This is a genomic window from Streptomyces sp. DSM 15324 (assembly GCF_001514285.1).
In the GTDB taxonomy this organism is placed as follows: Bacteria; Actinomycetota; Actinomycetes; order Streptomycetales; family Streptomycetaceae; genus Streptomyces.
Genome location: NZ_KQ949036.1, coordinates 18,216 through 39,416, shown reverse-complemented (window position 1 = coordinate 39,416; position 21,201 = coordinate 18,216). Strand labels below are relative to the sequence as shown.

Below are 21,201 nucleotides of genomic sequence, written 5' to 3'. Positions count from 1 at the left end.
GTCCCTTAATGATCGTTGTGAGCGGCGCGCCCGTGTGCGGCACGCCACTCCCGGGCCAGCACGGACCACACTTCGAGGTCGTGCCGCACCCCACGATAGGGGTAGGCCTCCCGGCGGACGCCGTCGCGGGTGAACCCGAGCCGCCGGGCCACGTTCAGGCTGTCGGTGTTGCCGGCCGAGGCGACCCACTCGACGCGCTGGATCCCGCGCCGCTCGACGGCGAAGTCGATCAGGGTCCGCATGGCCCGGGTGACCAGGCCGCGCCCGGTGGCGGCGGGCTCCAGCCAGCAGCCCACCTCGCAGTTGCCGCTCTCCGCGTCGAAGTTCAGGAACAGCACCCCGCCGACGAGCCGCCCCTCCAGCCAGAGTCCGTGCAGGGAACCGGTGTCGGCGGCGCGCTGGTCGGCGTACCGCTGGAGCACCTCGCGCGCGCCGGCGGTGTCGGTGGCCTGGGAGCCGAAGGGGATGTACGCGTTGATGAAGTCGCGGCCGCGCTCCAGGTGCGCCAGGAACTCCTCGGCGTGCCAGGTTTCCAGCGGCCGCAGTTCGGCCCCGTCGTCACCCAGCGATATCGCGTACATCCGGTTCCCGCTCCTTCTCCAGCGCCTCGACCACCTCGGTGAGCCTCTCATGGGCGGCACGGCACTCGGGCGGTTCGATGCTGATCCGGGGCAGGTGGCGGTCGAGGCGACGCGGCAGCCACCAGTTGGCGCCGCCGAGCAGATGCATCAGCGCGGGCACCAGCAGGGTGCGCAGGACGAAGGCGTCCAGGGCGACGGCCGCGGCGAGCGCGATGCCGAACATGGCGATCACCCGGTCGCCACTGAGGACGAAGGCGAGGAACACCGAGATCATGATGACCGCCGCCGAGTTGATCACGCGGCTGGTCTCGGCGAGGCCGACCCGTACGGCACGCCGGTTGTCGCCGGTCTCCAGCCACTCCTCGTACATCCGGCTGACCAGGAACACCTGGTAGTCCATGGAGAGGCCGAAGAGGACGGACACCATGATGACCGGGAGGAAGGGCTCGATCGGGCCGGCCCGGCCCAGCCCGAGCAGTTCGCTCCCCCAGCCCCACTGGAAGATCGCGACGACGACCCCGAAGGCCGCGGCGACGGCGGACACGTTCATCACGGCGGCCTTGAGCGGGATGCCGACGGAGCGGAAGGCGAGCAGGAGCAGCAGACAGCCGAGGCCGATGACGACACCGACGAAGAGCGGCAGTTTGCCGACGATGACCCCGGCGAAGTCGTCGTAGCCCGCCGTGACCCCACCCACCTGGACGTCGAGGGTGGTCCCGGTCTCGGCCCGGGGCAGCACCTCCTCGCGCAGCCGGTCGACCAGCTCACTGGTGCTCTTCGACTGCGGGGCTGAGTCCGGTACGACGGTGAGGTACGCGAGGTGTCCGCCGGAGTCGTAGGTCACCGGGGTCACCGAGGCGACGCCCTCGGTGGCGCGCAGGGTGGTGTCGAGGTTGTCGAGGGCGAGCCGGTCCTCGGCGCCGTCGAGACGGGTCACCAGGGTCAGCGGGCCGTTCACGCCCGGGCCGAATCCTCCCCCGCTCTCGGCTGCGCTCGAGCGGGAGGTGCCCCCGGCCAGGAGGTCGTAGGCCTGGCGGGTGGTGGTCGTCCTCGGGTCGTTGCCCTGGTCGGAGGTGCCCAGGCGCAGGGAGAACGTCGGCAGGGCGAGGACGGCGATGACGACGACCGCGAGCGAGCCGAGGAGTTTGGGGTGGCGCTCGACGAACGCCGACCAGCGGGCGGCGAACCCGGTGGGCAGCTCCGGTTCGGGCCCGTGCTCGGCGAGCCGGCGGCGTTCGCGGCGGCTGAGGGCGCGCGGGCCGATCCAGGCCAGCAGGGCGGGCAGCAGGGTGATGGAGGCGGCGACCGTGAGGACGACGGTCAGGGAGGCGGCTATCGCGACGCCGTTCAGGAAGTTCAGGCGCAGGATCAGCATGCCCAGCAGGGCTATGCAGACCGTGGCGCCCGCGAAGACGACGGCGCGTCCGGTCGTCGCCACGGCGTTGGTGGCGGCCTCGGTGACCGTGAGGCCCCGCTTCAGGCCCCGCCGGTGGCGGGTCACGATGAACAGCGCGTAGTCGATGCCGACGCCGAGACCGACCAGCATGCCGAGCATCGGCGCGAAGTCGGCGACGGTCATGGCGTGCCCGAGGAGCTGGATGCCGGCGTAGGCGGTGCCGACGCCGACCAGGGCGGTGGCGATGGGCAGCAGCGAGGCGGCGAGCGAGCCGAAGGCGAGGAAGAGCACGACGGCGGCCACGGCCACACCGACGATCTCGGCGAGGTGTCCGCCGGAGGACTCGGTGAGGGCGATCGCGCTGCCGCCCAGCTCGACCTGGAGTCCGTCGCTCTCGGCGGCCTTGGCGGCCTTGACGACGGCCTGTGCCTCGGACGCGTCGATGTCCTCGGCGCGGTCGGCGAAGGTGACGGTGGCGTACGCCGTGTGCCCGTCCTCGCTGATCTGCGCGGCGCCCCGCTCGCCGTAGGGGCCGGTCACGGAGGCGACCCCGGGCAGGTCGGCGATCCTGTCCAGGGCCCGGGTCATGCTCTGTTCGACGTCGGCGGCGCGGACGGTGCCCGAGGCGGTGTGCCAGACGACGGTGTCGCTGTCGCCCCCCAGGGTGGGGAACCCCTCGGCGAGCAACTGGGTGGCGCGGCCGGACTCGGTGCCGGGGACCTCGTAGTCGTTGGAGTAGGCGGAGCCGGTGGCGACGGCGGCGGTGGCCGTGCCGACGAGAGCGAGAAGCCAGAGCACCACCGTGACGAGGCGGTTGCGTACACACCAACGTGCGAGGGCTGCCACTGACGTGCTCCCGGGGTGAATTGTGGATCTTTGACCGGGAAACAGCCCGCAAAGAACGCATGAGCAATGCGCTGCCACTCTCGCAGGCGGTGAAGATCCTTTGATGCGTTCGTGTGTCTTTTCACAAGAGTGGGAGGCAGATCACAGGACAATAACGGCGTCGGTGTCGGCGCACGTCAGTCGGCCTGGTCGCCGAACGCCATCACCATCACGCCGGCGATCAGCAGCCACAGGGCGCGGCGGGTACGGCCCCGGGCGCCCAGGAGGCCCGCCACGGCGCAGACGACCGCGCCGAGGGCGTAGGCGGCCGGGACGAAGGCCGGGGCGGTGCCGCTCAGGCGCATGAGCGACGCGGCGAGACCGGCGAGGGTGAGCAGGGCCCCGGTCGCGGTCGCCGTCCAGCGGGCCCGCCGGGCGTCCTCGTAGTAGCCGTACTCGTCGTACTCGTCGTACTCGTCGTCGGAGTCGTCGGCGTCTTCGGAGTCTTCGGCGTCTTCGGAGTCTTCGGAGTCGTCGGAGTCGTCGAGGTCGTCGGCTGCGGCCACGGGGGCGTCGGAGGCATCCGAGGCGTCGGCGTCGGCCGCCCGGTCGGGAACGTCGGAGCCGGGCGCGTCGTCCGCCCCGTCCGCGTCACCGGCGCCGTCCGCGTCACCCGTGTCGTCCGTGGCAGCCGCGGCGTCTATGTCGCCCTGTGGCCCTGAGTCGGTTCGTGCACTCATGGCGCGCGAGCGTAGCGCTTCAGGCTGAGAGCGCGAGAGGGGGTGCGCCCGAGCGGACGCACCCCCTCTCCGGGATCACCCGAGGTCAGCCCTCGCTGACCCCCAGCTTCTCCAGGATCAGCTCCTTGACGCGGGCCGCGTCGGCCTGCCCGCGCGTGGCCTTCATCACGGCGCCGACCAGGGCACCGGCCGCGGCCACCTTGCCACCGCGGATCTTGTCGGCGATGCCGGGGTTGCCGGCGATGGCCTCCTCGACGGCGGTGGTCAGCGCGCCCTCGTCGGAGACGACCTTCAGCCCGCGCTTGTCGACGACCTCGTCCGGGGTGCCCTCGCCCGCGAGGACGCCCTCGATGACCTGACGGGCCAGCTTGTCGTTCAGGTCACCCTTGGAGACCAGCTCGGTGACCCGGGCGACCTGCTCCGGCGTGATGGCCATCTCGTCCAGGGACGTGCCCGACTCGTTGGCGCTGCGCGCCAGTTCGCCCATCCACCACTTGCGGGCGGAGGCCGCGTCGGCACCGGCGTCGATCGTGGCGACGATCGGCTCCAGGGCGCCGGCGTTGAGGATCGCCTGCATGTCGGTGGCGGAGATGCCCCACTCGGCGAGCAGCCGGGTACGGCGGACCAGCGGCAGCTCGGGGAGGTCCGCCCGGATCTCCTCGACCCACTCGCGCGAGGGGGCCACCGGCACCAGGTCCGGCTCGGGGAAGTACCGGTAGTCCTCGGCCTCCTCCTTCACCCGGCCCGAGGTCGTCGACCCCGTGTCCTCGTGGAAGTGGCGGGTCTCCTGGACGATCGTCCCGCCGCCGCCGAGGACGGCCGCGTGCCGCTGGATCTCGAAGCGGGCCGCGCGCTCCACGGAACGCAGCGAGTTCACGTTCTTCGTCTCGGAGCGCGTGCCGAACTTCTCACTGCCCTTGGGCATCAGCGAGAGGTTCACGTCACAGCGCATCTGCCCCATCTCCATGCGGGCTTCCGACACGCCGAGCGCCTTGATGACCTCGCGCAGCTCACGGACGTAGGCCCGGGCGACCTCGGGGGCGCGCTCGCCGGCGCCGACGATCGGCTTGGTGACGATCTCGATCAGCGGGATGCCGGCGCGGTTGTAGTCGAGCAGCGAGTGCGAGGCGCCGTGGATCCGGCCGGTCGCGCCGCCCACGTGGGTCGACTTGCCGGTGTCCTCCTCCATGTGGGCGCGCTCGATCTCCACACGGAAGATCTCGCCGTCCTCCAGCTGGACGTCGAGGTAGCCGTTGAAGGCGATCGGCTCGTCGTACTGGGAGGTCTGGAAGTTCTTCGGCATGTCCGGATAGAAGTAGTTCTTCCGGGCGAAGCGGCACCACTCGGCGATCTCGCAGTTCAGCGCGAGACCGATCCTGATCGCGGACTCGACGCCGGTCGCGTTGACGACCGGGAGAGAGCCCGGCAGGCCGAGGCAGGTGGGACAGGTCTGCGTGTTGGCGTCCTGACCGAGTTCGGTCGAACAGCCGCAGAACATCTTGGTCTTGGTGCCGAGTTCGACATGGACCTCGAGGCCCATGACGGGGTCGTACGACGCCAGCGCGTCCTCGTACGACACCAGGTCGGTCGTGGTGGTCACGGTGAAACTTCCCTCTCAGCCCAGCAGGACGTCGTCGTCGCCCAGCCGCTTCAGCTCGCGGTACAGGATGGCGAGGCCGGTGACGATCGCCACCGCGGAGACGGTCGCGTCGATGAGCCGCAGCGTGTCGTGCTCGGCGCGGGCCTTCTTGATCTGCTTGGCCACACCGATGGCGCCGAAGGCCGTGCCGGCCATCGACAGGTAGGTGCCGGACTTGGACTTCTTGAAGCCCTTGGCCTTGTTCAGTGCACTCACAGCGACGGAGCCTCCTCCAGGAGCGGGTGACCCCACTGTTCCACGAAGGCGGCCTCGACGGCGGCGCCGACCTTGTACAGCCGGTCGTCCTTCAGCGCCGGGGCGATGATCTGGAGACCGACCGGGAGGTTGTCCTCCGGGGCCAGACCGCACGGCAGCGACATGGCCGCGTTGCCCGCGAGGTTGGTCGGGATGGTGCACAGGTCGGCCAGGTACATCGCCATCGGGTCGTCGGCGCGCTCGCCGATCGGGAAGGCGGTGGTCGGGGTGGTCGGCGAGACGATCACGTCGACCTGCTCGAAGGCCTTCTCGAAGTCGCGCGTGATGAGCGTGCGGACCTTCTGGGCGGAGCCGTAGTACGCGTCGTAGTAGCCGGAGCTGAGCGCGTACGTGCCGAGCATGATCCGGCGCTTGACCTCGGGCCCGAAGCCCTCCGCCCGGGTGAGGGAGGTGACCTCCTCTGCCGAGTGGGTGCCGTCGTCGCCCGTACGGAGCCCGTAGCGCAGCCCGTCGAAGCGGGCGAGGTTGCTGGAGCACTCGGACGGGGCGATCAGGTAGTACGCCGACAGGGCGAGGTCGAAGGACGGGCAGTCCAGCTCGACGATCTCGGCGCCCAGGTCCTTCAGCAGCGCGACGGACTCGTCGAACCGCTGGATGACACCGGCCTGGTAGCCCTCGCCGCGGAACTGCTTGACGACGCCGACGCGCATGCCCTCGACGCTGCCGTTGCGGGCGGCCTCGACGACCGGCGGGACCGGGGTGTCGATCGAGGTGGAGTCGAGCGGGTCGTGCCCGGCGATCACCTCGTGCAGCAGCGCCGCGTCCAGGACCGTACGGGCGCAGGGGCCGCCCTGGTCGAGGGAGGAGGAGAAGGCGACCATGCCGTAGCGCGAGACGGCCCCGTACGTCGGCTTCACGCCGACCGTGCCGGTGACGGCGGCGGGCTGGCGGATGGAGCCGCCGGTGTCGGTGCCGATGGCGAGGGGCGCCTGGAAGGAGGCAAGCGCGGCGGAGGAACCGCCGCCGGAGCCACCGGGGATCCGGGTGAGGTCCCAGGGGTTGCCGGTCGGCCCGTAGGCGCTGTTCTCGGTGGAGGACCCCATGGCGAACTCGTCCATGTTGGTCTTGCCGAGGATGACGACGTCGGCGGCCTTCAGCTTCTTGGTGAGGGTCGCGTCGTAGGGCGGGATCCACCCCTCGAGGATCTTCGAACCGACGGTCGTGGGAACGCCCTCGGTGGTGAAGATGTCCTTGAGCGCGAGCGGGACACCGGCGAGCGGGCCGAGCTTCTCGCCGCGCTCGCGCTTCTCGTCCACGGCACGGGCCTGGGCGAGGGCGCCCTCGCGGTCGACGTACAGGAAGGCGTGGACCTTCTCGTCGACGGCCTCGATGCGGGCCAGGTGCGCCTCGGCGACCTGGACGGCGGTGAGCTCGCCGGAGGCGATCTTCGCGGCCGTCTCGGCGGCGGTGAGCTTGATGATGGTGACGTTGTCCGTCATGGTGATCAGTCCTCCCCCAGGATCTGCGGCACCTTGAAACGCTGCTGCTCCTGGGCCGGGGCGCCGGAGAGCGCCTGCTCGGGGGTGAGCGACGGACGGACCTCGTCCGCGCGCATGACATTGGTCAGCGGGAGCGGGTGCGAGGTCGGCGGTACGTCTTGGTCGGCGACCTCGCTGACGCGGGCGACCGCGCCGATGATGTCGTCCAGCTGTCCCGCGAAGTGGTCGAGCTCTTCGGGCTTCAGCTCCAGACGCGCCAGCCGGGCGAGGTGGGCGACCTCCTCGCGCGTGATGCCAGGCATGCAGCGTTCCTCTGGGGTGAGTGAAATGTGATGTGGGGCCAATCCTAGGGGGCGGCGGCCCGTGGCCGTGAAACGGTTTGCCGGACGGCCCCGGTTCCCACGACAACACCAAAGCCACGCGCCGCGCGACGGCGGCGGTGACGGAGGACGGCGAACGACGGCCCCGCCCCACGACAAACCCCGCCCCAAGGCCGGCCTCCCGTCCCCCACGCGGTCCAGGGCGAACGCCGGCCCTCCAGTCCCCCTGCGCGGACGGGCGGCCGTAAAGCCAGTGCCCCGAGACCGCCCACAACCGCCACCCACCGCAAACACCACCACTCCCGGGCCCCCACACAGACGGACGGGCGGGGAAGGCAGTGCCCCGAGGCCACCGACAACCGTCACCCCACCGCAAACACCAACCCTCCCAGGCCCCCACACAGACGGACGGGCGGGGAAGGCAGTGACCCGAGGCCGCCGACAACCGTCACCCCACCGCAAACACCAGCCCCCCCATGCCCCCCGCACGGACAGGCGGCGGTAAAGCCAGTGCCCCGAGGCCACCGACGACCGCCACCCCCCACCGCAAACGCCAACCCCTCCGTCCCCCCGCACGGGCGGGTGGGTGGGGAAGGCAGTGACCCGAGGCCGCCGACGACCGCCGCCGCCCCACGGCAAACGCCGGCCCTCCAGCCCCCGCACGGGCGGGTGGGCGGGAAAGGGCAGGGGCTCCTCAGTCCTCCGCCGCCGCGGCCGGCAGCGCCGCCGCCGGTCGCTGCCATCCCCGGGACCCCCGCGCCCGCAGCCACGCCGTCGTCTCCTCGGGAGGCATCGCCGCGGCCACCAGCCACCCCTGCACCGCGTCGCAGCCCAGGTCCCGCAGCCGTTCCCAGGTCTCGTCGTCCTCGACGCCCTCCGCCACCACCAGCAGCCCGAGGGAATGCGCGAGATCGACCGTGCAGCGCACGATCTCCGCGTCCTCGGTGTCCACCGCCAGCCGCGCCACGAAGGAACGGTCGATCTTCAGCTCGCTGACCGGCAGCCGCCGTAGGTGCACCAGCGAGGAGTACCCGGTCCCGAAGTCGTCCAGGGACATCTTCACGCCGTGCCCGGTCAGCCCGTTCAGCGTGTCCGCCGCCCGCTGCGGGTCCTCCAGCAGGACGTGCTCCGTTATCTCCAGTTGGAGCGCTCCCGCGGGCACTCCGTGCCGGGCGAGACGCGCGGCGACGGACCCGGCGAACCCGGGCGTGTGGACGTCGCGCGGGGAGACGTTCACCGCGACCGGCACGAACAGCCCCTGCGCCCGCCACCGGGCGACCTGTCCCAGCGCCGTCTCCAGCACGTACTCCGTGAGGTGCGGCATCAGCCCGGAGGACTCGGCGATCGCTATGAACTCGTCCGGCGGTACCTTCCCCCGCTCCGGGTGCACCCACCGCACCAGCGCCTCCAGCCCCGCCACCTGACCGTCGAAGCGGACCTTCGGCTGGTAGTGCAGCTGCACCTCGTGCGCGTCCAGGGCCCGCCGCAGATCGCCCAGCAGCCCGAGCCGGTCGGGGGTGTTGGAGTCCCGCTTGGACTCGTACACCTCTACGCCCGTACGGTCCCGCTTGGCCTGGTACATCGCCACGTCGGCGCGGCGCAGCATGCCCTCCGCGTCGAGGGCGTGGTCGGGGAAGACGGCGACGCCCGCGCTGGCCTCCAGCACGAGGGTGAGCCCGTCGAGGTCGAGCGGCGAGCTGAGGGCCGCGACCAGCGCGCGGGCGACGCGGGTCGCGGAGGTCGTGGAGTCGGCGACGGGGAGCAGGACGGCGAACTCGTCCCCGCCGAGCCGCGCCACCTCGGCCCCGCGCGGAAGGGCCACCCGCAGCCGTTCGGCCGTCTGGAGGAGGAGCCGGTCACCGGCGAGGTGCCCGAGGGTGTCGTTGACAGAACGGAAGCGGTCGAGGTCGATCAGCATCAGGGCGGACCGGGCGCCGATGCGCTCGGCGTCGTCCAGGGCGGTCCAGATGCGTTCCAGCAGCCACTGCCGGTTGGGCAGTCCGGTCAGCGGGTCGCGCAGCTGTTCCTCGGCGCGGGCCCGGGCGATCCAGAGCGTGGAGTCGAGGGCGACGAGCGGTATCGCGAACAGCGGCAGCAGGATCGGTTTGGCGATGGCGACCACGCAGACCAGTGGTGCGATGCCGAGCAGCGCCACCGCGACCAGGCCCTGTCTGACGAGGGCGGTGCGGGCGACCGTGGGCAGTCCGCCGAAGCGCGGGGCGTGCAGGTACCAGAGCAGGACGCGGGTGACGGAGAGATAGGCCACGGCGACCAGGGCCACCTGGGGGCCGGTGTAGACGGTCCAGCCGTCCGGGTACCAGGGGTGTTCCACGGACGGCACCCGTCCGCACGCGGCCAGCAGCAGGGCGCCTGCGCCGATGCCGAGGATGTCCACCGCGCCGTGCAGGACGCCCTGCCGCCAGCGGTGGCGCCTGGCTATGCCGACCAGGACGACGACGGTGAGGCTGACCAGGCCGGCGGACACCCAGCCGTACAGCAGCAGGACGGCGAGGGTGAGGGCGGCGCCGGAGCCGGTGCCGCCCCACCAGCGGGCCCGGCCCAGCATGACGAGGTGGCCGACGATGACGCCGGTCAGCAGGGCCAGCGCCCAGCCGGTCGTACCGGACGGGAAGAGGGCGTGGCTGTCGGTGAAGGCGCGGTAGAAGCCGGCGCCGAGGGCGAAGGCGGCCGCGCCGACGACCGCGGCGGGCAGCGTGGGCCAGGACGGCTGCCGGTCCGGCTCGGCCCCGGGCAGTCCGGAACTCGCCGACAGTGCCGAGGGGCCGGGCAGGGCGGACGTCCCGGAGTAGACGGAGGCCGCGGGGAGGGCCAGGGCCCCGGCCGGGCCGGGAGATCCCGTCGGGCCGGACCCGCCGGGCGGCGCCGCCTGCCGGGCCGGGACGGCGGGTCCGGGCATCCCGGCGGCCGGCTGCGACGGCGGTCCGGGGGCGGGCCCGGCGGGAGGTCCGGTGGGGGCGCGGAGGTCGAAAGCGGTGCGCGGGGGGTGTGCCGGTGCGCCCGGATGTCGCCCGGAGCGCCCCACCCAGCGGCTCCCCCACCTGACGCCGGCGCTTCGGAGCCGGCGCAGCCGGGAGTCCGGGGCGGCGCTCTCGGTCGGTTCCATTCCCGTCCCTCTCACAACCGGCGGTGCCCACGCCACGCGGCCCGCTGCCCGACAACCCGGGGGCGGCACCGCGTCGGAAAACCCTTCCCACGCCCTTCGGGAGCGAGGAGGTGCGCCGACCGCAGCTGGGCACGGCAGGCGCACACCTCAACAGTAGGCCGCGGAAGGCGTCCACGGGCAGCGGACGTCGACGGTTGCCCGAATGCGCCCCGGCCACCCGTATGCATCTGGTATGCGCCGATCGGGTGGCCTTCAACCGCCGGTTCGGGCTACTCCTCGGCCGACTCCGGAGCCGCGAGGGCCACTTCGGCGGCGGCGTCGGGGCCCTGGTCGAGCAGGACGGTGAAGCCGTCCTCGTCCAGCACGGGCACCTTCAGCTGCATCGCCTTGTCGTACTTGGACCCGGGGTTGTCGCCCACGACGACGAACGAGGTCTTCTTGGAGACCGAACCGGTGACCTTCGCGCCCCGGCTCTGGAGCGCGTCCTTGGCGCCGTCGCGGGTGAAGTGTTCGAGGGTGCCGGTGACGACGACCGTGAGGCCTTCGAGGGGACGGGGGCCCTCGTCCTCGCCGGAGCGCTCGTCCTCCATACGGACACCGGCGGCCTTCCACTTGCGGATGATCTCCTGGTGCCAGTCCTCGGCGAACCACTCCTTGAGCGAGGCCGCGATGATCGAGCCCACGCCGTCGGTGGCCGCCAGCTCCTCCTCGCTCGCCTGCTCGATGCGGTCGATGGAGCGGAACTCGCGCGCGAGCGCCTCGGCGGCGACCGGGCCCACATGACGGATCGACAGCCCGGTGAGGACGCGGGCGAGCGGGCGGTCCTTGGCGGCGGCGATGTTCTCCAGCATCGCCAGCGCGTTCTTCCTGGCCTCGCCCTGCTGGTTGGCGAAGACGGTGGCGATCTTCTCCTCGCCGGTCTTCGGGTCGCGCTTGGGCAGCCCGCTGTCCTGGTCGAGGACGTACGCCTTGATGGGCAGCAGCTGCTCGATGGTGAGGTCGAACAGGTCGCCCTCGTCGGCCAGCGGCGGGTCGGCGGGTTCGAGCGGCTTGGTGAGGGCGGCCGCCGCCACGTACCCGAACTGCTCGATGTCGAGCGCCTTGCGGCCCGCGAGGTAGAACAGCCGCTCGCGCAACTGGGCCGGGCAGGTGCGGGCGTTGGGGCAGCGCAGGTCGATGTCGCCCTCCTTCATCGGCCTGAGCGGCGTACCGCACTCCGGGCACTCGGCGGGCATGACGAACTCCCGCTCGGTGCCGTCCCGCAGGTCGGCGACGGGGCCGAGGATCTCGGGGATGACGTCACCGGCCTTGCGCAGCACCACGGTGTCCCCGATGAGGACGCCCTTGGCCTTGACGACCTCCTGGTTGTGCAGGGTCGCGAACTCGACCTCGGAGCCCGCCACCGTCACCGGCTCGACCTGCGCGTACGGCGTCACCCGGCCCGTACGGCCCACGCCCACGCGGATGTTGACGAGCTTGGTGTTGACCTCCTCCGGCGCGTACTTGTACGCGATGGCCCAGCGCGGGGCGCGGGCCGTGGAGCCGAGCCGGCCCTGCAACCGGATCTCGTCGAGCTTGACGACGACCCCGTCGATCTCGTGCTCCACGGAGTGGCGGTTCTCGCCGTAGTACGCGATGAACTGCCGTACGCCGTCGAGGTCGTCGACGACCCGGTTGTGGGTGGAGGTGGGCAGGCCCCAGCCCTTGAGGAGGTCATAGGCCTCGGAGAGGCGGTCCATGCCCTCGTAGCCCTCCAGGGCGCCGATGCCGTGGACGACCATGTGCAGCGGGCGGGTGGCGGTGACGCGCGGGTCCTTCTGGCGCAGTGAACCGGCCGCCGCGTTGCGCGGGTTGGCGAAGGGCTTGTCGCCGGCCGCGACCAGCCGGGCGTTGAGCTCCTCGAAGCCCTCCATCGGGAAGTAGACCTCGCCGCGGATCTCCACGAGCGTGGGCACTCCGTCGCCCGCCAGCCGGTCGGGGATCTCCGCGATGGTGCGCACGTTGGGCGTGATGTCCTCGCCGGTGCGGCCGTCGCCGCGGGTCGCCGCGCGCGTGAGGCGGCCGTTCTCATACGTGAGGTTGACGGCGAGGCCGTCGACCTTGAGCTCGCACAGGAAGTGGTACGCGGAGGCGCCGACGTCCTTGTGGACGCGCTCGGCCCAGGCGGCCAGTTCCAGGTCGTCGAAGGCGTTGTCCAGGGAGAGCATGCGCTCCCGGTGCTGGACGGCGGTGAAGTCGGTCTCGTAGGCCCCCGCCACCTTCTGGGTCGGCGAGTCGGGCGTGCGCAGCTCGGAGTACTCCTGCTCCAGCGCCTCCAGGGCGCGCAGCAGGCGGTCGAACTCCGCGTCGCTGATGACGGGAGCGTCCTTCACGTAGTACCGGAAGCGGTGCTCCTCGATCTGCTCAGCGAGCTGCGCGTGCTGCTCCCGTGCCTCGGCGGGCACCGTCGTCTCCGCTTGCTTGTCGCCGGCCACCGTGTGGTCCTCCCGTTACTCTGGGTTGTCCGCGAGGGATCTCGCCGCCCGGACGCAGTGGGCGAGGGCCCGGCGGGCGTACGCGGGAGAGGCTCCCGCGAGTCCGCAGGCCGGTGTGAGGGTGACCGCCTCCGTGAGAAGCCCCGGTTGCAACCCCAGCCTGCGCCACAGCGTCCGTACACCCATGACGCTACTAGCAGGGTCCGACAATGCGGCGTCCGTGCCCGGCACGACACCGGCGAAGAGCCGGGTGCCGCCCTCCACCGCCTCCCCGATCGCCTCCTCGTCACGCTCGGTGAGCAGCGAGAAGTCGAAGGAGATCCCGTCGACCCCGGCCCGGCGCAGCAGGGCGAAGGGCACGTCCGGGGCGCACGAGTGGACCACGACGGGGCCGTCCCCGTGCACCCCGGCCACGTCCCGCAGGGTGGCCTCCACGAGCTGGCGGTCCACGGCGCGGTGGGTGCGGTAGCCGCTGGCGGTCCGCACCCGGCCGGTCAGGACGGAGGTGAGGGACGGTTCGTCGAGCTGGAGGACGAGGCGGGCGCCGGGGATGCGCCGGCGCAGTTCGGCGAGGTGCAGCCGCAGCCCCTCCGCGAGGGAGGCGGCCAGGTCGCGGCAGGCGCCCGGGTCGGAGAGGGCGGCCTCGCCGTTCCTGAGCTCCAGCGCGGCGGCGAGGGTCCAGGGGCCGACGGCCTGCACCTTGAGCGGGCCCTCGTAGTCCTGGGTGAACTCCTCGAGGGCGTCGAGGTCCTCGCCCAGCCAGGAGCGGGCCCGCTTGGTGTCGCGGCCCGGGTGGTCGCCGAGCCGCCAGCCGCTGGGTTCCACGCGCGCGTACAGCTCGACGAGCATCCCCGCCGTCCGGCCGATCATGTCGGCGCCGGGGCCGCGGGCCGGCAGTTCGGGCAGGAAGGGGAAGTCCTCGAAGGAGCCGGTGGCGGTTCTGGCCGCCTCCCGGGCGTCGCCGCCGGGGAGCGAGCCGACGCCGGTGGCGGGGCCGTAGGGCGAAGTTGCGTTCACGTGGGGAAGCCTACGGAAGGTCAGCGGCCCGGCCGTACCGTCAGGTCGTTGACCTCGGCGTCCCGCGGCAGGTCGAGCGCCATGAGGATCGTCGTCGCCACCGACTCGGGGTCGATCCACTCGGCGGGGTCGTACTCCTTGCCCTCCTGCTGGTGCACCTTGGCCTGCATGGGGCTGGCGGTGCGGCCGGGGTAGACGGAGGTGACGCGGACGCCGTTGCCGTGCTCCTCGCTCCGGAGGGAGTCGGCGAGGGCCTTGAGGCCGTGCTTGGAGGCGGCGTACGCGGACCAGTCGGCGCTCGCCCGCAGGCCCGCTCCGGAGTTCACGAACAGCACGTGGCCGCGCGCGGCCCGCAGCGGGGGCAGGAAGTGGCGGGTGAGTTCGGCGGGGGCGATCAGGTTGACGGTGAGCTGGTGGCGCCAGGTCTTGGGGGTGAGCTCGCCGACGGGGCCGAGGTCGACCACGCCGGCGATGTGCAGCAGCGAGTCGACCCGGTCCGGGAGCGACTGGTGGGAGAAGGCCCAGCTCAGCCGGTCGGGGTCGGCGAGGTCGCCGACGAGGGTGCGGGCGCCGGGGAACCGTGCGGCGAGTTCCTTCGCGCGGCCCGCGTCACGCGCGTGGAGCACGAGGTCGTCCCCGCGCGCGTGCAGCCGGCGGGCGACGGCCGCGCCGATACCGGAGCCCGCTCCGGTGATCACATGAGTAGCCATGCCCGCCATGCTCGCATCACGCGCCGTCAGGAGATGCCCTGGCTCTCCTCCAGGTAGGCGAGCGCCCCGACGGGCTCCTCCGCGAAGAACACCAGGTCGGTCAGGGGGCGCGGCAGGAATCCCTCGTCGTCCATGCGCCGGAACTGGGTCTTGAGTCCGTCGTAGAAGCCCGCGGTGTTCAGCAGCACGACCGGCTTGTCGGTGTGGCCGTGCTTCTTCAGCTCGAGGATCTCGGTGGCCTCGTCGAGCGTCCCCGTGCCACCGACCATCACCACCACCGCGTCGGCCTTCTCCAGCAGCAGCCTCTTGCGCTCGGCCAGGTCCTTCGCGATCACCATCTCGTCGGCGCCGGGCCGGGCCTTGGCGGCGAGGAAGGTCACCGACACCCCGCACAGCCGTCCGCCGCTCTCCTGCACCCCGTCGGCGACGACCTTCATCAGACCCGAGTCGGACCCGCCCCACACGAGGGTGTGCCCGCCCTTGCCCAGCAGTTCCGCGAACTCGCGCGCGGGTCGGGTGTACCGGTCGTCGAGATCGGCGGCGGAGAGGAAGACACAGATACGCATGCGATCACCGTACGCGGGAAGAACCGGGGGCCCGCGAGCGCTTCTCCCACATGACCCAAGGACACACGATCACGATCGAGCGAGACACCCGGCGCATCAGGGCGGTCCACGACGGCCGGGTGCTCGCCGAGACCGACCGGGCCCTCGCCCTGCGCGAGACGGGCTGTCCGGTGCGGTACTACATCCCCGAGGCCGATGTGCGCATGGACCTGCTGACGCCGTCCGAGACCCACACCTACTGCCCCTTCAAGGGCACGGCGTCGTACTGGTCCCTGCCGGACGCGTCCGACCTGGTGTGGGCGTACCCCGACCCGAAGCCCGACGTCGCCGAGATCGCGAACCACCTGTGCTTCTACGAAGTCGAGGTGTCGTAGGCCGATGACCGCCCCGTCGTGCGGCAGTCTGCTCTGGCATGGACAAGAAGACCATTTCGCGCGACGGAACCGAACTCGCGTACACCCGGGCCGGACAGGGTCCCGCGGTCATCCTGGTGAGCGGGGCGATGTCCACGGGCGGCACCGTGGCGCCCCTGGGCGGGCTGCTCGCGGGCCGCTGCACGGTCCTGACGTATGACCGGCGGGGGCGCGGCGCCAGCGGTGACACGGCGCCCTACGCGGTGGAACGCGAGGTGGAGGACCTGGCGGCGCTGATCGAGGTGGCGGGCGGCGAGGCCTGTCTGTACGGCGCCTCCTCGGGCGGGGCGCTGGCGCTGCGGGCGGCGGCGAGCGGGCTGCCGGTGCCGCGGGTGGCCGTCTACGAGACGCCGTACGCCGTCGACGAGGAGGCGGTACGCGGACGCGCCACGTACACCGAGCGGCTCACCGAGGCCCTCGACCGGGGGCGGCGCGGGGACGCGGTGGAGCTGTTCCTGCGGCTGACGGGGCTGGCCGAGGAGATGATCCAGCGGGCCCGCCAGTCGCCCATGTGGGCCGGCATGGAGGCGATCGCGCCGACCCTCGCCTACGACGACGCGGTGATGGCCGGCGGCCGGGTCCCGGAGGCTCTGCTGGCCGCCCTCGGTGCGCCGGTGCTCGCGGTGGCCGGCGGCGACAGCCCGCTCTGGCTGCGGGAGGCCACGCGCGCGGTGGCGGAGGCGGCGCCGCACGGGACGTACCGCCTGCTGGAGGGGCAGACGCACGTGGTGGACCCGAACGTGCTGGCGCCGGTGCTGGCGGAGTTCTTCGCCGCGTAGGGGCGGCCGGCGCGGGCCGGTCAGACCACCCCGGCCGTGGTCGCCCGGACCGTCGTCGCGATCGTCGCCGAGCCCACCACGCGCGTGCCGTCGTAGAGGACGATCGCCTGGCCGGGTGCCACCCCGCGGACCGGCTCGGCGAACGTCACCCGCAGCTCGCCGTCCACGCACTCCGCGCTCACCTCGGTCTCGCCGCCGTGGGCCCGCAGCTGGGCGGTGTAGGTGCCGGGGCCGGTGGGGGCCGCACCGCACCAGCGCGGCCTGATCGCCGTCAGGCCGCTCACGTCGAGGGCGGCGGCCGGGCCGACCGTCACGGTGTTGTTCACCGGGGAGATGTCGAGGACGTAGCGGGGCTTGCCGTCGGGGGCGGGGGTGCCGATGCGCAGTCCCTTGCGCTGGCCGATGGTGAAGCCGTAGGCGCCTTCGTGGGTGCCGATCTTCGTGCCCGACTCGTCGACGATGTCGCCCTCGGAGCGGCCGAGGCGGTTCGCGAGGAAGCCCTGGGTGTCGCCGTCGGCGATGAAGCAGATGTCGTGGGAGTCGGGCTTCTTGGCGACCGCGAGGCCCCGGCGCTCGGCCTCCGCGCGGATCTCGTCCTTGGTGGTGAGGGTGTCGCCGAGCGGGAACAGCGCGTGGGCGAGCTGCCTGTCGTCCAGGACGCCGAGGACGTACGACTGGTCCTTGGCCATGTCGGAGGCGCGGTGCAGTTCGCGGGTGCCGTCCTCCCGCTCGATCACCTTCGCGTAGTGGCCGGTGCAGACGGCGTCGAAGCCGAGGGCGAGCGCCTTGTCGAGGAGCGCCGCGAACTTGATCTTCTCGTTGCAGCGCAGGCAGGGGTTGGGGGTGCGGCCGGCCTCGTACTCGGCGACGAAGTCCTCGACGACGTCCTCGCGGAAGCGGTCGGCGAGGTCCCAGACGTAGAACGGGATGCCGATGACGTCGGCGGCGCGGCGGGCGTCGCGGGAGTCCTCGATGGTGCAGCAGCCGCGCGCGCCCGTGCGGAAGGACTGCGGGTTCGCCGAGAGCGCGAGGTGGACACCGGTGACGTCGTGGCCGGCTTCCGCGGCGCGGGCGGCGGCGACGGCGGAGTCCACCCCGCCGGACATGGCGGCGAGTACGCGGAGGGGGCGGGGGCGCTGCGAGGTCTCAGTCATAACCACTCCAGGGTACGGGGCGACGGGAACCGGGGCCCGCGCATATCCGTTGACGATCACGACGGGCGAGAAAGGGCGGACGATGGGAGTGAGAGGGAGCGACACCGACCGGCGGATCGGGCGGCGGGCGCTGCTGATCGGCGGGGCGGTGGCCGCCGTGGGGTCGGCGGTGCTGGCGCGCGAGGAGCTGACGGAGCTGTACTGGCGGCTGCCGGGGGTGCGCAAGCCGCGGGTGGAGGGTGCGGTGGACTTCGGGGGCGCGCGCTGGGTGCAGGCCTCGGAGGCCAACTTCCGCTGGGCGGACCGGCCGGACGACTACCGGGTCGACATGGTCGTCGTCCATGTCACACAGGGCGATCTGGCGAGCGCGGTGCAGGCGTTCGAGGACCCGGGGCACCGGGCGGCGGCGCACTACATCGTGGGTAAGGACGGCAGCGTCACCCAGATGATCCGGGAGCTGGACGTGGCGTACCACGCGGGCAACCGCGCGTACAACGAGCGCAGTGTCGGCATCGAGCACGAGGGGTTCGTGGACCGGCCGGAGGACTTCACCGACGCGATGTACGAGGCGTCCGCGCGGCTGACCGCCCGGATCTGCGCACGGTACGGCATCCCCGTCGACCGGGAGCACATCATCGGGCATGTGGAGGTGCCGGGGACGGACCACACCGACCCCGGTGAGCACTGGGACTGGGACCGGTACCTGAAGCTCGTCCGAACGGCGCGCACCGCTTCCCTCTGACGCCGGGCCCGGCCCTGGGAACGCGTCGACCCCGGGTGTCGGCACCGGACCGCGCCGGACGGGTTACGTCAGCCCCGCCGCCCGGGCCCGTTCCACCACCGGGCCGATGGCCTTGGCGAGCGCCTCCACGTCCGCCTCGGTGCTGGTGTGCCCGAGGGAGAACCGCAGGGTGCCGCGGGCCAGGTCGGGGTCGGTGCCGGTGGCGAGGAGCACATGGCTGGGCTGGGCGACGCCGGCCGTGCAGGCGGAGCCGGTGGAGCACTCGATGCCCTGGGCGTCGAGCAGCAGGAGCAGGGAGTCGCCCTCGCAGCCCGGGAAGGTGAAGTGCGCGTTGGCCGGCAGCCGGCCGTCCGGCGCCGGGTCGCCGCCGAGGATCGCGTCCGGCACGGCCGTACGGACCGCGGCGACCAGGGAGTCGCGCAGGGCACCGATCTCACGGGCGAACCACTCGCGCTGTTCGGCGGCGAGGCGGCCGGCGACGGCGAAGGAGGCGACGGCGGGGACGTCGAGGGTGCCGGAGCGCACATGCCGCTCCTGGCCCCCGCCGTGCAGGACGGGGACGGGGGTGTGCTCACGGCCGAGGAGCAGGGCGCCGATGCCGTACGGGCCGCCGATCTTGTGGCCGGAGACCGTCATCGCGGCGAGGCCGGAGGCGGCGAAGTCGACCGGCACCTGGCCGAGGGCCTGGACGGCGTCGGCGTGCAGCGGGACACCGAACTCGGCGGCCGCGTCGGCGAGTTCACGGACCGGCATGACCGTGCCGATCTCGTTGTTCGCCCACATCACGGTGGCGAGGGCGACGTCGTCGGGGTCGCGGGCGATGGCCTCGCGCAGGGCGTCGGGGTGGACCCGGCCGTAGGTGTCGACGGGGAGGTACTCGATCCGGGCGCCCTCGTGCTCGCCGAGCCAGTGCACGGCGTCGAGGACCGCGTGGTGCTCGACGGGACTGGCCAGCACCCGGGTGCGGGCCGGGTCGGCGTCGCGGCGGGACCAGTACAGGCCCTTGACGGCGAGGTTGTCGGCCTCGGTGCCGCCGGAGGTGAACACGACCTCGCTGGGGCGGGCGCCGAGCGCCTCCGCGAGGGTCTCGCGGGCCTCCTCGACCGTCCGTCTCGCCCGACGGCCGGATGCGTGGAGGGAGGAGGCATTGCCGGTCATGCTCAGGTGCGCGCTGAGTGCCTCGACCGCCTCGGGGAGCATCGGGGTGGTCGCGGCGTGGTCGAGGTATGCCATGGTGGCCACGATTCTACGGGGCGCCGTGGACGGACCTCGTGCCCAGGTCGGCCGAGGGTCCGGCCGAGCGGAGGCGGCGCTAGAAGCCCCAGGACACCGACGCGTCCGCCTGCATGAACGCGAGCAGGAGCAGCAGGTCGGCGACGCCGAGCGTGAGGCCCAGCCAGGCCCGGCCGGGGCGGGCGGTGCCGCGGACCAGGGCCACCGAGGCGAGGACGATGGCGAGCGGGCCGAGGAAGAGGTTCAGGACCAGCAGGCCCAGCAGACCGAGGACGAAGGAGGCGACGGCCATGCCGTCGGTGTCGCGGACGCCGGCGCCACGGGTGGCGCGGGCGGGGGCCGGTGCGGTGAGGCGCATGTCGGTTCAGCTCCTGGGGGACGGTGCCGGGTCAGCGGGTCGAGGCGCGGCGGCGGGCGTGCCGCTCGCGCAGTGCGAAGACGCCGAGCCAGACGGCGATCACGGCGGCGACGGCGAGCGAGAAGTCGAGCGGCGCGTGGGCCACGGTGCCCATGACGACACCGAGCAGCAGCAGGGCGGCCACGAGGAACAGCATGGGATCGGATCCCCCTCCGTGAAGTCCGGGTGAACTTTTCGGTGAACAGTTGTGGTTACACTTGTTCACTGACTTTGAGTCTAGCGCGCCCCGCGGCTTTTCAATTCCGGAGAACAGTTGTTAACTGGATGACATGAGTCACACCCTCGGCATCCGGCAGGCCCAGAAGCAGAAGACCCGGCAGGCGCTCCTGGACGCGGCGCTCGCGCTGCTGGAGGAGCAGAGCCTGAGCAGCCTGGGCCTGCGCGAGGTCACCCGTGCCGTCGGGGTCGCCCCCACCGCGTTCTACCGGCACTTCCGCTCCACCGCGGATCTCGGCGTCGCCCTGGTCGAGGAGGCGCTGGGCAGTCTGCACCCGATGATCCGCCGGACCGTGGCGGGCGCGGAGTCGAGCGACGAGCGCATCACCCGCGCCGTGGAGCTGATAGAGAGTCATGTGACCGCGTACCCGGCCCACGTCCGCTTCATCGCCCGGGAGCGCCACGGCGGAGTCCAGCCGGTGCGCAAGGCGATCCGGGAGCAACTGGGCCGGTTCGTCGAGGAGGTGCGGGACGAGCTGGCCAAGGACCCCGGGGCGAAGGGCTGGAGCGACGAGGACCTGCTGATGCTGTCGCACCTCTACGTCGACCAGATGCTCATCACCGCCTCGCTCTTCCTGGAGGCCCTGGAGGCGGAACCGGAGGAACGGGAGCAGGTCGCCCTGCGCGCGACCCGGCAGATGCGGCTCATCGGCATCGGCCGCCACCACTGGCTCGACTGAGCCCCGCGGACGTACGGCAGCGGCGGCGCACCAGGGACACCGGGGTGCGCCGCCGCTGTCGCACGTCAGCCCTGCTGCTGACCCTGCCCGCCGCCCTGCCGACCGCCGCCGGGGCCGCCGCAGCCGCCGCCCTGACCGCCGCCGGGCGCGCCGCTCGGCATCCCGGAGGGGACACCGGTGGGCGTACCGGTCGGGGTGCCCGTGGGCCCTCCGGAGGGGGCGCCGGACGGGGCACCCGAGGGAGCGCCGCCCGGAGCGGCCCCGGACGGGGCCTGGCAGTTCCGGCTCCGGCCGGAACCGCCGCTTGAGGACGAGGAGTCGCCGGAGCCGCAGGCGACCAGCGCGAGGGGCGAGAGCGCCAACAGGGCCACCGCCGGGACGAGACGCACACGCTTCATGAGAGACAGCTCCAAGCACGATGAGGGAGTCCTGAGATGCGGGCACTCAACCAACGGCGGC

The 21,201-nt window shown here is 72.5% G+C and carries 21 protein-coding genes; 4 read left to right on the top strand and 17 right to left on the bottom strand.

Annotation, left to right across the window (positions count from 1 at the left end):
* Positions 1-5: 5 nt before the first annotated feature.
* The 12 genes from AQJ58_RS34140 to AQJ58_RS34085 form a co-directional block, all read right to left on the bottom strand.
* Positions 6-581, bottom strand: a complete 576-nt coding sequence (locus AQJ58_RS34140; RefSeq protein WP_067257248.1) for a GNAT family N-acetyltransferase — start codon at positions 579-581, stop codon at positions 6-8.
* On the bottom strand, positions 559-2,823 hold the full coding sequence (locus AQJ58_RS34135) for an MMPL family transporter (RefSeq protein ID WP_067257245.1): 2,265 nt from the start codon (positions 2,821-2,823) through the stop codon (positions 559-561). The genes AQJ58_RS34140 and AQJ58_RS34135 overlap by 23 nt, the downstream gene beginning before the upstream one ends.
* Before the next feature lie 176 nt (positions 2,824-2,999).
* Positions 3,000-3,542, bottom strand: coding sequence for a hypothetical protein (locus AQJ58_RS34130; RefSeq protein ID WP_420712201.1), 543 nt, complete (start codon positions 3,540-3,542; stop codon positions 3,000-3,002).
* 85 nt (positions 3,543-3,627) lie between these two features.
* The gene (gene gatB, locus AQJ58_RS34125; RefSeq protein ID WP_067257242.1) at positions 3,628-5,142 is read right to left on the bottom strand and encodes an Asp-tRNA(Asn)/Glu-tRNA(Gln) amidotransferase subunit GatB; all 1,515 of its coding nucleotides are present in this window, start codon (positions 5,140-5,142) and stop codon (positions 3,628-3,630) included.
* A 15-nt stretch (positions 5,143-5,157) separates the two neighbouring features.
* A complete protein-coding gene (locus tag AQJ58_RS34120; RefSeq protein WP_067008367.1) occupies positions 5,158-5,397 on the bottom strand; it encodes a hypothetical protein in 240 nt (79 codons plus the stop codon).
* Complete coding sequence (gene gatA, locus AQJ58_RS34115; RefSeq protein WP_067257239.1) at positions 5,394-6,896, bottom strand: Asp-tRNA(Asn)/Glu-tRNA(Gln) amidotransferase subunit GatA; 1,503 nt, start codon at positions 6,894-6,896, stop codon at positions 5,394-5,396. The genes AQJ58_RS34120 and gatA overlap by 4 nt, the downstream gene beginning before the upstream one ends.
* A gap of 5 nt (positions 6,897-6,901) precedes the next feature.
* Positions 6,902-7,198, bottom strand: a complete 297-nt coding sequence (gene gatC / locus AQJ58_RS34110) for an Asp-tRNA(Asn)/Glu-tRNA(Gln) amidotransferase subunit GatC (protein WP_018531282.1) — start codon at positions 7,196-7,198, stop codon at positions 6,902-6,904.
* Between the two features lie 712 nt (positions 7,199-7,910).
* The gene (locus AQJ58_RS34105) at positions 7,911-10,340 is read right to left on the bottom strand and encodes a putative bifunctional diguanylate cyclase/phosphodiesterase (protein ID WP_067257236.1); all 2,430 of its coding nucleotides are present in this window, start codon (positions 10,338-10,340) and stop codon (positions 7,911-7,913) included.
* Positions 10,341-10,609: 269 nt separating this feature from the next.
* Positions 10,610-12,814, bottom strand: coding sequence for an NAD-dependent DNA ligase LigA (gene ligA, locus AQJ58_RS34100; protein ID WP_067257233.1), 2,205 nt, complete (start codon positions 12,812-12,814; stop codon positions 10,610-10,612).
* Positions 12,815-12,829: 15 nt separating this feature from the next.
* Positions 12,830-13,831: a methionine synthase gene (locus AQJ58_RS34095; protein WP_067257231.1), complete on the bottom strand. Its 1,002-nt coding sequence runs from the start codon at positions 13,829-13,831 to the stop codon at positions 12,830-12,832.
* 20 nt (positions 13,832-13,851) lie between these two features.
* Positions 13,852-14,550: an SDR family oxidoreductase gene (locus AQJ58_RS34090; RefSeq protein ID WP_079079404.1), complete on the bottom strand. Its 699-nt coding sequence runs from the start codon at positions 14,548-14,550 to the stop codon at positions 13,852-13,854.
* A 17-nt stretch (positions 14,551-14,567) separates the two neighbouring features.
* Entirely contained in the window at positions 14,568-15,107 is a 540-nt protein-coding gene (locus tag AQJ58_RS34085; protein WP_055636686.1) for an LOG family protein, read from the bottom strand.
* A gap of 50 nt (positions 15,108-15,157) precedes the next feature.
* Here AQJ58_RS34085 and AQJ58_RS34080 point away from each other — a divergent pair, with 50 nt between their 5' ends.
* Entirely contained in the window at positions 15,158-15,481 is a 324-nt protein-coding gene (locus AQJ58_RS34080; RefSeq protein ID WP_067257225.1) for a DUF427 domain-containing protein, read from the top strand.
* Between the two features lie 38 nt (positions 15,482-15,519).
* Positions 15,520-16,299, top strand: a complete 780-nt coding sequence (locus tag AQJ58_RS34075) for an alpha/beta fold hydrolase (protein WP_067257222.1) — start codon at positions 15,520-15,522, stop codon at positions 16,297-16,299.
* A gap of 20 nt (positions 16,300-16,319) precedes the next feature.
* On the opposite strand, the gene mnmA is transcribed toward AQJ58_RS34075, so the two are convergent.
* On the bottom strand, positions 16,320-17,453 hold the full coding sequence (mnmA, locus tag AQJ58_RS34070; RefSeq protein ID WP_067257219.1) for a tRNA 2-thiouridine(34) synthase MnmA: 1,134 nt from the start codon (positions 17,451-17,453) through the stop codon (positions 16,320-16,322).
* Between the two features lie 82 nt (positions 17,454-17,535).
* Between mnmA and AQJ58_RS34065 the strand changes: the two genes are divergently transcribed.
* On the top strand, positions 17,536-18,195 hold the full coding sequence (locus tag AQJ58_RS34065) for an N-acetylmuramoyl-L-alanine amidase (protein WP_067257216.1): 660 nt from the start codon (positions 17,536-17,538) through the stop codon (positions 18,193-18,195).
* A 63-nt stretch (positions 18,196-18,258) separates the two neighbouring features.
* On the opposite strand, the gene AQJ58_RS34060 is transcribed toward AQJ58_RS34065, so the two are convergent.
* From AQJ58_RS34060 to AQJ58_RS44020, 3 genes are all read right to left on the bottom strand, one after another.
* A complete protein-coding gene (locus tag AQJ58_RS34060) occupies positions 18,259-19,428 on the bottom strand; it encodes a cysteine desulfurase family protein (protein ID WP_067257685.1) in 1,170 nt (389 codons plus the stop codon).
* A 79-nt stretch (positions 19,429-19,507) separates the two neighbouring features.
* Positions 19,508-19,786: a DUF4190 domain-containing protein gene (locus AQJ58_RS34055; protein ID WP_067257213.1), complete on the bottom strand. Its 279-nt coding sequence runs from the start codon at positions 19,784-19,786 to the stop codon at positions 19,508-19,510.
* 31 nt (positions 19,787-19,817) lie between these two features.
* On the bottom strand, positions 19,818-19,982 hold the full coding sequence (locus tag AQJ58_RS44020) for a hypothetical protein (RefSeq protein ID WP_199844754.1): 165 nt from the start codon (positions 19,980-19,982) through the stop codon (positions 19,818-19,820).
* Between the two features lie 133 nt (positions 19,983-20,115).
* On the opposite strand from AQJ58_RS44020, the gene AQJ58_RS34050 reads away from it, so the two are divergent.
* Positions 20,116-20,742, top strand: a complete 627-nt coding sequence (locus tag AQJ58_RS34050; protein ID WP_067257210.1) for a TetR family transcriptional regulator — start codon at positions 20,116-20,118, stop codon at positions 20,740-20,742.
* A gap of 65 nt (positions 20,743-20,807) precedes the next feature.
* Here the strand turns inward: AQJ58_RS34050 and AQJ58_RS34045 are convergent, their stop codons facing one another.
* On the bottom strand, positions 20,808-21,140 hold the full coding sequence (locus AQJ58_RS34045) for a hypothetical protein (protein ID WP_067257207.1): 333 nt from the start codon (positions 21,138-21,140) through the stop codon (positions 20,808-20,810).
* Between the last annotated feature and the right edge of the window lie 61 nt (positions 21,141-21,201).

Bases quoted from the DNA above. Each gene is read 5' to 3' on its own strand.
- AQJ58_RS34140 (WP_067257248.1), bottom strand. From the start codon at position 581: ATGTACGCGATATCGCTGGGTGACGACGGGGCCGAACTGCGGCCGCTG.
- AQJ58_RS34130 (WP_420712201.1), bottom strand. From the start codon at position 3,542: ATGAGTGCACGAACCGACTCAGGGCCACAGGGCGACATAGACGCCGCG.
- gatA (WP_067257239.1), bottom strand. From the start codon at position 6,896: ATGACGGACAACGTCACCATCATCAAGCTCACCGCCGCCGAGACGGCC.
- gatC (WP_018531282.1), bottom strand. From the start codon at position 7,198: ATGCCTGGCATCACGCGCGAGGAGGTCGCCCACCTCGCCCGGCTGGCG.
- AQJ58_RS34105 (WP_067257236.1), bottom strand. From the start codon at position 10,340: ATGGAACCGACCGAGAGCGCCGCCCCGGACTCCCGGCTGCGCCGGCTC.
- AQJ58_RS34090 (WP_079079404.1), bottom strand. From the start codon at position 14,550: ATGGCGGGCATGGCTACTCATGTGATCACCGGAGCGGGCTCCGGTATC.
- AQJ58_RS34085 (WP_055636686.1), bottom strand. From the start codon at position 15,107: ATGCGTATCTGTGTCTTCCTCTCCGCCGCCGATCTCGACGACCGGTAC.
- AQJ58_RS34080 (WP_067257225.1), top strand. From the start codon at position 15,158: ATGACCCAAGGACACACGATCACGATCGAGCGAGACACCCGGCGCATC.
- AQJ58_RS34075 (WP_067257222.1), top strand. From the start codon at position 15,520: ATGGACAAGAAGACCATTTCGCGCGACGGAACCGAACTCGCGTACACC.
- mnmA (WP_067257219.1), bottom strand. From the start codon at position 17,453: ATGACTGAGACCTCGCAGCGCCCCCGCCCCCTCCGCGTACTCGCCGCC.
- AQJ58_RS34065 (WP_067257216.1), top strand. From the start codon at position 17,536: ATGGGAGTGAGAGGGAGCGACACCGACCGGCGGATCGGGCGGCGGGCG.
- AQJ58_RS34060 (WP_067257685.1), bottom strand. From the start codon at position 19,428: ATGGCATACCTCGACCACGCCGCGACCACCCCGATGCTCCCCGAGGCG.
- AQJ58_RS34055 (WP_067257213.1), bottom strand. From the start codon at position 19,786: ATGCGCCTCACCGCACCGGCCCCCGCCCGCGCCACCCGTGGCGCCGGC.
- AQJ58_RS44020 (WP_199844754.1), bottom strand. From the start codon at position 19,982: ATGCTGTTCCTCGTGGCCGCCCTGCTGCTGCTCGGTGTCGTCATGGGC.
- AQJ58_RS34050 (WP_067257210.1), top strand. From the start codon at position 20,116: ATGAGTCACACCCTCGGCATCCGGCAGGCCCAGAAGCAGAAGACCCGG.
- AQJ58_RS34045 (WP_067257207.1), bottom strand. From the start codon at position 21,140: ATGAAGCGTGTGCGTCTCGTCCCGGCGGTGGCCCTGTTGGCGCTCTCG.